Genomic DNA, 11,387 nt, shown 5'->3' on the forward strand with positions numbered 1-11,387 from the left:
GCGTTCGCTTTAACTTGGGCAGCGATGAATGACCCTCATCCCCGCTCGACCCGGGAACGTCTCCTCGACGCCGCCGAGCGCCTCTTCGCCGAGCACGGCTTCGCCGCCACCTCCTTGCGCACAGTGACCGTGACGGCCGGGGCCAACGTGGCCGCAGTGAACTACCACTTCGGCTCCAAGGAAGGACTGCTCCGCGCAGTCGTCGACCGAGCGATGACCTCGGTCAACGGCGAGCGCCTGCGCCTCTTGGAGGAACTGCGCGCCTCGGACCGCAAACCCACCGTCGAGCAACTGGTCCGGGCCTTTGTCGTGACCGGCGCCAGCATCGTGGAGCGCAGCGGAACCCACGGCAGGGATGTGGCCCGCCTCCTCGGGCGCGTCATGGTCGAACCCGACCCCGCCATCCGCCGTCTGTTCGGCGCGGAGGTCGCCCCCGTGGAAGGCCAGTACCTCCAGGCCCTGCAGACCGCACTCCCCCAACTCCCGCCGAACGAGGTCGCGTTCCGCTACCGCGCCATGGTCGGCCTGCTGGCCCTGTACCAGTCGGACACCCTCGGCGACCTCCACCCGGGACACCGCACCGAGGGCGACATTGCAACGACCCAGGAGACCGAGAGGCTGGTCACGATGCTGACAGCAGCCTTCCGCGCTCCTGCCGCCGCAACGTGATATGCATCGTGGACCTGCGTGCGATGCGACATCCAAGACATCCTTGAAAGCGGGGCCGAAGCGGTCATGTCCCGCGAGCGCCGCTACAACAATGAACTGACTACGTATCACGCGGCGCTTCGGGCTGACTCCCGGAAAGACCCGCTGGCAGTCGAACAGGGGATCCGCCCCTCCCGATGCCCTCGACACCGGGCTGCCCTTACATGGTGTCGGCACGGCCGAAGCCGTGCCGACAACCCTTCAGTGGGCCATGGCCGGGCCCTGCGTCGGATCCGGGCGTCCCGCCGGCAGCAGCAGCGCGCCAACGGCGGCAACCGCGGCGGCAATGATCGCGCAGGCCGTGAAAGCGTTGTCGAAGCCGCCTGTCCCGGCCGCCGCGCCTGCCCTACCGCCTTCCAGGCTCGCCCCGGCGATGGTCGAGATGACGGCGACGCCGAGCGCCGCGCCGAGCTCGTGGGACGTACTTACCAGGCCGGAGGCCAGCCCCATGTCTTCGTTCGGCATACCGTTCATCGCGGCCGTGGTGGCGCAGACGAAAGCGGTACCAAGAGCGAGCGACAACAGGGCGAATCCAGGCACGAGGTCCGTCCAGACCCCGCTGCCCGCGTCCAGACGGGTCAGCACTGCCGCACCGACGGCGGTCAGCGCAAAGGCGATGACGCCGACCGGCCGCCAGCCCAGCCGGGCGACGAGATGGGAGGCGGCGTGCGCTCCGAGGGTGATGGCCACGGCCACTGGCAAGAAGACGAGTCCGGTCTTCAACGCGCTGAAGCCCAGGACATGTTGGACGTAGAAGGAGCTGAGGAAGAAGGTCGCGATCAGCAGGCCCGACGCGGCCAGCATCACCACGCTGCCACCGACGAGCGAGCGACGTGCGAACAGCACGAGTCGCACGAGCGGTTCACGCACCCTCCGTTCGACCACGACGAAGGCAGCCGCCGCCAGCACAGCGCCGATCAGCGGCAGCCAGGCGCCCGGTGCGTCGAATCCGTGGTCGCGGGCCCGGACCAGTCCGTAGATGAGCAGCCCAGGAGCGGCGGTGAGGGTAAACGCACCCACCAGATCGAGCGAGCTGCCGACACCCGAAGGTGCCACAAGCGAACGGGAGTTGACCAACAAGGCCGGCACACCGAAGAGCGCGACCAGCCCCACCGGGACGTTGATGAAGAACACCCACTCCCAGCCCGGTCCGGAGACGAAGACGCCGCCGAGCAGGACACCCACCGCAGATCCGGCACCGCCGATCGCGGCCCACACGCCGAGGGCCTTGTTGCGGTCGGGTCCGTGGAAGAGAGCTGTGACGAGCGCCATCGCGGCCGGCGACATCAGTGCCGCACCGATGCCCTGAGCAGATCGGGCGGCGATGAGCATCTCCCCGCTCACCGCGAGTCCGGAGGCGATGGACGCAGCGGTGAACACTGTCAACCCGGCCACGAAGGAGCGTAGTTTTCCGATCGCGTCCGCAAGCCGTCCGCCGAGCAGCAGCAGACTGCCGAAGAAGAGCGTGTACGCCGTGACGACCCAGGTGAGCCCCGAGCCACCGAGATCAAGGTCGTCACCGATGGTCGGCAGGGCGACGTTGATCACGGTCACATCGGCGATCAGCATGAACTGGGCGAGGCAGAGCAGGGCCAACAGCCGCCACCGATGCGGGTGTTCTGCTGAGGAGTAGGACCCGTGCGGGTATGGATCCGAGTGGGCCGATTCCGGTACGTGGCTCATGACTGCTCCTCAGGAAGGCTGGCGGAAGCGTTACGACATGCCGCAAGGACAAGGCCGAGGCACCTGCCGAGCGGGGCGATCGAGGTAGTGGTGAACATCGCCGGCCGGGCCCACGGTGAGCACCTCGCGGACGACAAGGGCGGCGGCTCCTGCACCCGGCCGGCGCCTACGCGGCGGCAGAACGGCAGGCCCGGCGACCGAACGACAGAGACAGCATTCATGAACTGCACGGTACAGTTCACTTCAACTGAACTCAACAGTTCAGTTCAGTTGCCAAGTAAGATACGGCCATGGATCACGAGGCAGCCACCGCCAAGCGTCCGCCTTCCGGAGCGCGAGCCGAGCAGAAGCGCGCGGCGATCATCGCGGCCGCGCGCGAGACCTTTCTCAAGGAAGGCTTCTCGGCCGGCATGGACCTCATCGCCGCCAGGGCAGGCGTCTCCAAGGTGACCATCTACAACCATTTCGGCAGCAAGGAAGCGCTATTCACCGCCGTCATCGCGGATGCGCTCGACGCCCCTCTCGGCGGAACCCTGGTCGCCGCGATCGATCAGCTCGCGGGGGCCGACGACCTGCGCAAGGCCCTCATCGAGGCGACCCAGGCCTGGGTCGCGAGCGTCCGCGACAACCCCGACGTCCTGGCCATGCGGAACCTCGTCGCACGTGAGCTGCACCGCTTCCCCGACCTCGGCAAGGCTTGGCAGCACCAGCCCCCCGGACACCACCACCCGGCTGTGGCAGGCGCACTGGAACAGCTCGTGGCCAAGGGGCGACTCGCCATCCCGGACTTGGAGGTGGCGATCATCCAGCTCTACTCACTACTGCTCTATCCGCACCTGGTCTTCAGCACGTACGGCACTGAACTCGACGCCGGCCTGACCGACCGGCTGATCACACATGGGGTGGAGATGTTCCTGGATCACTATGCTCCGGCCGACACCGAAGTGGCGCCCGTGAGGAAATAGCGGCCCTACCAGTCGGCATCCAGCCTGGCGTCAGCACCGCCCCCTCCAGGGCGCGAGACAAGACCGCCGAGGCCGCGACCGACGGCGGCCGCCACCCGCCGCGAGCCTGATGGTCCGCCCCCTGAGTCCAGTCCGCACCCCGCCCACGGCCGTCTCCTTCAGCGAGCCATAGGCACTGAGCGCCGTAGCCGACCGGGGAGGGACGCCCAGCTCACCACCCTGGACGCCACCAATATCGCGGTGCCCCTCTTCCTCCTCACCCGCCGGCTCCTCCCATTGCCTCCCAGAGCCCCGCCGAGGAGCCCAATGACGGCAACCGCACGGCTCGCGCACTCCCTTCACAGGCCACCTCCGCAGCAGGGTTGGCCCGGGCCTCCCTCCCCGACCCCTGGGAATGAAGCGCGCGCCGGAGCGCGCCGGAGGACCGGATCCTGTGCGATGCCATGGAGAAGCACTGACCCACTCCACCTCACGCCGTCGTTGGGCACCGCGACGCAAGCCGCGCTCACTGCCCCCAATCCCCCTCTGCGAACCCTCAGACGTCGCACACCTGGGCCGTGACCCACCGACCGTCAGCAAAGCTTGAAAACCTAGTGGCGCATATACCCCCCAGGGGTATACAGTTCTCGACTGTGAGCCCGAGGACGGGCCGCTAGCGAGGGGAATGGGGATGAAGGACATGGACCACAGCGCTCACCACACCGGCACCGCGCACGACCAGGCAGCCCACGAGGGCCGGCACGGTCATGCCGACCACACGATGCCCAACGGCGCGCACGGGAGAGTGTCCTGGGCCATGGCGGCGAAGGCGACGCTGCACTGCCTGACCGGGTGCGCCATCGGCGAGATCCTCGGCATGGTCATCGGCACCGCCCTGATGTGGGGCAACGTGCCCACCATGGTCCTCGCGATCTCACTCGCGTTCCTGTTCGGCTACTCGTTCACGCTGTTCGCCGTACGCCGGGCCGGCCTGGACTTCAAGACCGCGATCAAGGTGGCACTCGCCGCCGACACCGTCTCCATCGCCGTGATGGAGATCGTCGACAACAGCATCATCGCCCTCACCCCGGGCGCGATGGACGCCCACCTCTCCGACGGGCTGTTCTGGGCGGCCCTCCTCGGCGGGTTTGCGGTCGCCTTCCTGATCACCACACCCGTGAACAAGTGGATGATCGGCCGCGGCAAGGGGCACGCGGTCGTCCACGCCTACCACTGACCACCGGCCCGGCCCGCGCGCCCGGGGCGCCCCTGAGACACAGGGGCGCCCCGGGCGCGCTTACGCCACCACACCGCCTCCCCGGCGACCTGCCCGAGGACCGCTGGCGTCGGGTGCGCACCGTGCTGCGCCACCGGATCCACGCGGTACTGGCCCATCACGGCTGCGACCGGGGTGGTGGTCGCCCGCAACGCCTGGAGCGCCATGGGCCGGGCCTGGCTGGACCGGCTGCCGCTGCCGGCCGCCTCCCGGCAGGTGGTGGGCGATCTGCTGGAGACCATCGACGCACTCCAGCAGGTCATCGACCGGGCGGAGGCCACGCTGATGGAGACGGCGAAGACGGATCCACGCGTCAAGGTGCTGACCGCGCTGCTCGGGGTGGGCGTGCTCACCGCGCTGATCATCCTGGCGGAGGTGGGCGACATCTCGCGGTTCTCCTCGGCCCGGAAGCCGGCCTCGTGGGCCGGGCTCACCCCGACGGTGCGCGGCTCGGACCGCACGGTGCGCTACGGGCACATCTCCAAGCAGGGCGACCTCTGGCTGCGTTGGGTCATGTGCGAGGCGCGCAGCGAAGCGCAGCCCTGCCTACGCCGGGCCCGGCAAGGGCTACGGCTTCGACGACACCAGCGGCTCGGTGCCCCTGCGGCACTCGGTGTACCTCGGCGAGGCCAAGGTGGCCGTCACACCGCTGTCGAATCGGCTCCGGTTCGCCGGGACGATGGAGTTCGGCGGCTCCGACGCGACCATCGACGCGCACCGGCTGCGAGGCATCGCCCAGTCCGCCCACGCCTATCTGCCGGACTTCGCCCCGGAGCCACAGCCACAGTCACAGTCACAGTCACAGTCACAGGGCTGGACGGGGCTGCGTCCGATGACGCCCGACGGACTGCCGGTCATCGGGCCGCTGCCGGGCAAGGACAACGTGCTCGTCGCCAGCGGACACAGCATGCTCGGGGTCACCCTCGCGCCCGTGACCGCGGACATCATCGCCGCGGAAATCTCCGGAGGCCGACAGCGAGCCGAAACGGCCCACACGGCTCGCCCCTTCTCTCCGCAGCGCTTCGGCTCGCGGCGTGGCCGAACCAGGGCGGACGGTTGACGCCAGCCCCGGCCCAACCCGCGCGGCGAGCGAGTGCGGCCGCGCCCTGATCGGGGCTGCGCCCTGATCAGGCTGCGCCCGCCGCCGGATCACGGGCTTGGGCAGATCTCCCCCCGGCCCTGATAGGTCCGGTAGAGCGGCGACGTGTCCTGCCGCTCCTTCGGGAAGGTCACCACGGGTACCGGTTTGCACACCGGCCAGCGCCCGACCATCGCCTCCTCGTTCCCGGCAGCCTTGTCCAGCCCGATGTTCTCGTCCACGAAGGTGAAGACGCCGCTCGCGCCGGGCACGCAGCCGACGCAGCGTGCGGAGGGGCTGCCCCGGCGCAGCGCGTCGTAGACGTCGTCGTGGTCCACGGGGTTGTTCTTGTCGGTCCTGACCGCGGCCACAGCGGTGCCCACGGCGGTGAGGGCGTCGTGGTACATCACGGCGTAGCCGTCGTTGAGGGCGTCGGTGTCCTCCTTGGCGAAATTCCGGCCGTAGGAGGCGGCGAAGTCGTCGAAGAACCTGGGAACCTGTTCGTCACCGCCGCTGCCCGCACTCCAGCGGGGGGCGTCCACAGCGGCCGCGGTCACGATCTCGATGTGGTTCCGCTCGGCGATCCGGCGCATTCGGGTCTTCTCGGTGACCGGGTCACGGCCTGTGCTGACGCGCAGGATGCGCAACGGCTCTTCGTCCGTACCCCATTCGCAGGGACTCCGGTAGTCGAGGGTCTCCAGGAAGGGCAGCAGGTCCGCGTCGCGGCCGGCCAGGAACACCGTCTTGACCCTGAGTGCGCACATCGCGTCCACCGCATGCCGGAAGTCCTGCGGATCTCCCTGGTCCGACCCCTTGCTGCCCCGGTACAGCGCGATCCGCCCCGCCACCGCGTTGTCCGCTCTGATGCCGTACTCCTCGCCGAACTCTTCGAGAAACACCCTGCGGAGGTTTTCGACGTAGTTGTCCTTCTGCTCGTCGGCGATCATGAAGGTGTCCTTGCGGTTCACCTCCTCCTCGGTCACATAGCGCTTGAGGGCGTCGACGAGATCATCGGTGGAGGGCGAGACCTTGAAGAGGTAGGCGTGCTCCATCTCGCGGGAGCTGAGCACCGCACTGACGGCCGGGATCCGTACCCGTTCGCGCCCGAGTCCCTTCTGCACGGATTCGAGTGTGGCCGTGTCGCTGTTGGGAAAGCCGATGGCGGCGACGAGGGGGGCCTCGCCCTTGCGGCGGGCGGCCAGTTCATCGGTCACGGTCTTCCACTGGGTCAGGTCCTCGCCGACGTTGGCGAACAGGAGCTGGACGGCGGTGCCGTCGGTGGCGGCCCCGTGGTTGTGGCGGTACTGGGCGACGTAGGCACCCTGGAGGGAGTGCCGGATGAGCTCCTTCGACATGGCCGCGCCGGGAGTCGTGGAGGTGTACGGCATCATGACGGCGACGCTCACCACGGGCTTGGCCGATTTCCGTGCCGCCTTGTTCTCGTCCTCGATCCGGCCCATGACGTCGGCGAGGTCCGGGTCGAAGGCGTAGGCCTCGGCCGTGACGCCGATGCACTCGTCGCCCATACGCCGCAGCTCCTGGTTCTCGGTGCAGTAGTCGCGGCTGTCGCGGTAGGCGTCCAGACCCCACCAGGCGCCCGCTCCCACCAGCGCGGAGACCACCACCCACAGGGCCACCACATCGATCAGGCCGAGCACCCGGAAGCGCAGCCGGCTCGGCAGCCAGACCCAGTTACGGCGGTCCGACCGGTCCGTACGGCTCATCGTGCCCCTCCCGTTCGCGGCTGGTCGCCCTGCCAGTGGCGTTCGAGGGGCCAGTCCTCGCCGTCCTTCACGGCGCGCGGCCAGCGGATGGCGGCCTGGGCCAGCACCGCGCGGCCGGTCAGATGCTGGGCGGAGAGGAAGGACAGGTCCTGGCCGATCCGGTCGACCAACGTCCGGTCCGCCTCGGCCAGTTCGTCGGCCGCGTACCACAGCGCGTGCAGGAGCCGGTTGACGGCCTGCTTCTCCAGGCCCACCTCCGGGTCCGCCTGGAGTTGCAGCCGGTCCCGGCGCCCCTTTCCGACCTCCTGGCACTGCTCGAACCAGACGTCTCCGGGCGGGCGGGGCGCATGGGCCACGGTGCGCAGGATGTGCAGCCAGTCGACCGCGTCGCCGTCGTCCCGCATGAACTCCGCGTGCAGCCAGTCGACGACTTCCTGCGCCTCTCCCCCGGCGAGCCGGTGCCACAGAGAGCGGGACCGCTCGGCCCGTTCCGCCTGCCCGGAGCGGCCTTCGGCCCGCTGCCGGTGGTGCTCGGCGAGCAGGGCGTGCGCGCTGAACCAGTCCACTCCGCTGCCGCCGCGCCCGCTGCGCATCTGGTGGACGAGCAGGGCGCGCAGGAACCGGTCCGTGATGAACGGCCGGCTGCCGGGCCCGCGGGACCAGCGCTCCCGCTCCAGCTGGGCGGCGGCGCCGTCGGCCGCGGGCAGCCCGTCGATCCGGCGCGGTACCCACCGCTCGGCCAGTTGCTCGGCCGCCTCCCGGTCCCAGGCCAGGGAGAACAGGCACAGCTCGTCGTGGTTCTCGCTGCCGACCAGGGTGTTGAGCAGCCGCCAGATGACGGATTCGCCGACGCCGTCGGGGTGGGTCAGATCGAGGAGTTCCTCGGCCGTCACCCACCCCTCGGTGCGCGCCTTGCGCACGACGGCGTCGCACAGCCGGCGGGCTCCCATGGGGTGGCCCCGGGTCAGATCGTGTACGGCGGTGGCGATGTACGGGTCGAAGGAGGCCTCCTCGTCGCGCCTGAGCATCCGCTCCACGTGCTCCGTGTCGAGCGGTGGCAGCGGCAGGACCAGTACGCCCGCCGAGGGGGCGGAACCGCTGCGCGTCCAGCGGGAGTTGGTGCCGACTTCGTGCAGGGAGCGGTACGTGGCCTCCGGGTAGGGGTCGTTCTCCTCGTCGGGGGCGTCGTCCCGGGTGGCCGGGTTGTCGTTGCCGCGCAGTTCGGTGGCGATCACGACCAGCTGGTCGCGGGCGTCACGGCCGAGCCGCGCCCGTTGCTCCAGGAGCAGTTCGAGGAAGTCGCGGCCGATGTCGGTGTGCACGTTGTCGAGGAGGAGCAGCGGGCGCGGGGCACGGTTCGCCCGCCGGAAGGACCCGTAGCGCACATCCGCGAGGAACGCGGCCATCAGCATGCGCTCGACGCCACGCCGAAACCCGCGGCCCTGGTGGAACTCCCGGCAGAGCCGCGCCACGGCCCCCGCGCGCTCCCCGGCCGGCACCGGCCGGGGCCGCGCGTCCGCGCCCGGCGGCAGTCCGCGCAGACGGTTGTCGGCCTCGTTGCGGTAGCTCTCGTACCAGCCGACGAGGTGGCGGGAGGCGAGTCGACGCGAGCGCCATCGGTACTGCCTGCCCAGATACGTACGCACCGCCGCCTCGGGAAACGCCGCGGGGTCGGGGGTGACACCGTCCGGGGGAACGGGCAGCGCGGGGCGGAAGAGCGAGTCCCAGGTCGGGGGCGGGCCGTCGCCCGGCGGGGGTCCCATCAGGGCGGCCGCGTGCCGGTTGGCCACCCGCAGTTCGTCGTCGTTGCCGGGGCGCCGGGCGGACACCACGGCGAGCAGTCCGGCGGTGGTCCGGGGAAAGCGGAGCCGTCCGAACCCGGCGACAGGACGGGACAGTTGGGTGACGAGCTCGACCAGGACCTCCACCGCGTGGGAGTTGTTGGAGATCTCCGGGCCGACCCTGACCCGCTCCTCCAGTGCCGCGCAGTTGATCCGCGCGAACGGCACGCGCGGGCCCGGCCACGGGCCCGCATCGGGGGCGTACGCCTGCTTGAGGTCGTCGAGCAGGGCGCTCTTGCCGGTGCCGTGCCGCCCGCTGAGCAGCACCACCGGCAGATCGTCGGCGAACTCGTGGCGTGGCCGTCTGCGGTGCCGGTCGCGTTCGAGGCCGACCAGGCGCGGCACCAGCTGCCGCAGCAGGGGCTGACGTGCGTACGCCTCCGGAATCTGGCCCTGCGGCACGAGGGCGGGGCCTGCGGGATCGCTCATCCCAGCCTCAGCATCGACTGGATGATCTCCGAAACCATGCCGGAGGCCATGTCCCTGGCCACCGACCCGGACCCGGCCTGTGCCAGGTCACCACTGCGCTGCAGGAAGCGTTGCAGCGTGCCCGGGTCGGGCTCGGCACCGCGCCGCGATGCGTCGGTCAGGGCCGCGGCAAGCTCGCGCACCTGTTGCAGCTCGCTGTCGCTCTCCGAGAGGTCGGGGCGGGAGGCTTGCACCAGCTGGGCCAGCTGCTCGAAGGACAGGAACACTCCGGCGGCGCCCTGTTCGGTGACGCCGACGCGTACCGGGGTGGGCAGGCTCAGGTGGTTCGTGGCGTACTCCAAGTCCTCGAAGTCGAGCTGCCGGCCGCAGTAGAAGGCCTCCCTCGTCCAGAGGAAGGCCTCGGCGTTCGACTCGCCGCTCTGGTGCTGCCCGACCCGGTCCCACCAGGCGAGCAGGGCCGCCTTGGCGTACCGGTGCCGGGTGTCCCGGTCGGCGTACGCCTCGTCCCAGGCCTGCGTCTCCGCGAGCCCGGCGCCGGTCGGGCTGACCAGCGGCGGCACGGCGCCGGAGTCGTTGTGCACGGCGATCCAGCCGAGGGCGGCAAGGCGTTCCACGATGCCCTCGACGAGTTCCAGGCTGCACCGCTCATGGTGTGCGTAGGTGTCGCTGGCCACGCGCGTGCCGGCGACGCCGCCGCTCTTTTCGGCCAGCCAGCGGAGAAATCGCGCGGACGCCGCCCCCGTCTCGTCGTACACGGGGGACAGACCATCCGTAGGCACCGCCCGGGACCCGATCAATCGTCCGCCCCCCAACTCCCGTGACCAGCCATGGGCGTTCGTCTTCCCCGAAGTGCTCAGTCACACACGTGGCACTTGGGGTTCCTTCAGATCCACCCACGAACCCGACCATCCGGTCACCTCAGGCGCCACGTCTCCCCCCTCCACAACCCCGACTACCGGGCGGTAATGTCGCCATCCGCCGGACGGCACGAGCACGAGACCGGCAGGTGAGCGCGAAGGGGCCCCTCATGGCGACGGACATGCCCGCAGAGACGATGGCTGCGGAAGCCATGCCTGCAGAAGCGATGCCCGCACAGGCGACGGCGGCCGACGAGCGGTGGCAGCGCATGTGGAGTCACCGCGAGCATCTGCTCAAGGTGGCCCGGCGCAGGTCGATGAGCCTGGAGGACGCCGAGGACGCCGTACACGAGGCGATGCTGCGGGCGGCGGAGCGCCCCGACCTGGACGACGAGCGGCTCGCGGCCTGGTTGACGACGGTGACGATGCGGCTGTGTGTGGACCGCTACCGGCAGGTGAACCGCGAGGCCGAGGTCCGTACGAGCCCGACGCTGATCGCACCCGGCCCTGTGCCCGTCGAGGAGGCGGTGTGCGACCGGGCCGAGGCCGTGTGGCTGGCCGTACGCAGCGGCGAGCTGCCCGCGCGCCAGGCGGAGGCGCTGCGGCTGAAGTCCGAGGACCTGGATGTCTCTCAGGTCGCCGTACGCATGGGGCTCAGCTACCGGACCGTCGAGTCGCTGCTGGCCCGGGCGCGGCGGACGCTGCGCAACTCGCTGGCCGCGACGCTTGGGTTCGTACTGTTCCTGGTCGGGCGGGGGCAACCGCGTGGGGGTGGCAGGACGCAGGCCGTGGCGGCCGCCTCGACGGCGGCGACGCTGGCGGTGGCGGGGTTTGTGCTGCCGTACGC

At 70.3% G+C, this 11,387-nt stretch carries 9 protein-coding genes and 1 pseudogene; 6 read left to right on the forward strand and 4 right to left on the reverse strand.

All coding sequences use genetic code 11. From position 1 onward, the window contains the following. Positions 1-24: 24 nt before the first annotated feature. On the forward strand, positions 25-669 hold the full coding sequence (locus G6048_RS17370) for a TetR/AcrR family transcriptional regulator (RefSeq protein ID WP_165340445.1): 645 nt from the start codon (positions 25-27) through the stop codon (positions 667-669). Between the two features lie 240 nt (positions 670-909). On the opposite strand, the gene G6048_RS17375 is transcribed toward G6048_RS17370, so the two are convergent. Beyond that, positions 910-2,391, reverse strand: coding sequence for an MFS transporter (locus G6048_RS17375; RefSeq protein ID WP_165340446.1), 1,482 nt, complete (start codon positions 2,389-2,391; stop codon positions 910-912). Positions 2,392-2,681: 290 nt separating this feature from the next. Between G6048_RS17375 and G6048_RS17380 the strand changes: the two genes are divergently transcribed. From G6048_RS17380 to G6048_RS17395, 4 genes and pseudogenes are all read left to right on the forward strand, one after another. After that, the gene (locus tag G6048_RS17380; RefSeq protein WP_165340447.1) at positions 2,682-3,356 is read left to right on the forward strand and encodes a TetR/AcrR family transcriptional regulator; all 675 of its coding nucleotides are present in this window, start codon (positions 2,682-2,684) and stop codon (positions 3,354-3,356) included. 679 nt (positions 3,357-4,035) lie between these two features. Continuing rightward, on the forward strand, positions 4,036-4,572 hold the full coding sequence (locus G6048_RS17385; protein ID WP_165340459.1) for a DUF4396 domain-containing protein: 537 nt from the start codon (positions 4,036-4,038) through the stop codon (positions 4,570-4,572). Positions 4,573-4,896: 324 nt separating this feature from the next. After that, positions 4,897-5,079: pseudogene (locus G6048_RS51860) on the forward strand (transposase); the annotation flags it as partial. Positions 5,080-5,206: 127 nt separating this feature from the next. After that, a complete protein-coding gene (locus G6048_RS17395; protein ID WP_165340448.1) occupies positions 5,207-5,671 on the forward strand; it encodes an NAD(P)/FAD-dependent oxidoreductase in 465 nt (154 codons plus the stop codon). An 89-nt stretch (positions 5,672-5,760) separates the two neighbouring features. Here G6048_RS17395 and G6048_RS17400 read toward each other — a convergent pair whose 3' ends face one another. Genes G6048_RS17400 through G6048_RS17410 form a run of 3 tightly spaced genes read right to left on the reverse strand, consistent with a single transcriptional unit; the run spans position 5,761 to position 10,438 of the window. Continuing rightward, a complete protein-coding gene (locus G6048_RS17400; protein WP_165340449.1) occupies positions 5,761-7,413 on the reverse strand; it encodes an ABC transporter substrate-binding protein in 1,653 nt (550 codons plus the stop codon). Next, positions 7,410-9,683, reverse strand: a complete 2,274-nt coding sequence (locus G6048_RS17405; RefSeq protein WP_165340450.1) for a hypothetical protein — start codon at positions 9,681-9,683, stop codon at positions 7,410-7,412. Before G6048_RS17405 ends, G6048_RS17400 begins: the two co-directional genes overlap by 4 nt. Next, positions 9,680-10,438, reverse strand: a complete 759-nt coding sequence (locus tag G6048_RS17410) for a hypothetical protein (RefSeq protein WP_165340451.1) — start codon at positions 10,436-10,438, stop codon at positions 9,680-9,682. Before G6048_RS17410 ends, G6048_RS17405 begins: the two co-directional genes overlap by 4 nt. 272 nt (positions 10,439-10,710) lie before the next feature. Between G6048_RS17410 and G6048_RS17415 the strand changes: the two genes are divergently transcribed. Continuing rightward, the coding region (locus G6048_RS17415; protein WP_165340452.1) for an RNA polymerase sigma factor at positions 10,711-11,387 on the forward strand (677 nt) is incomplete at its 3' end.

The organism is Streptomyces ureilyticus (assembly GCF_011045025.1).
Lineage (GTDB): Bacteria > Actinomycetota > Actinomycetes > Streptomycetales > Streptomycetaceae > Streptomyces > Streptomyces ureilyticus.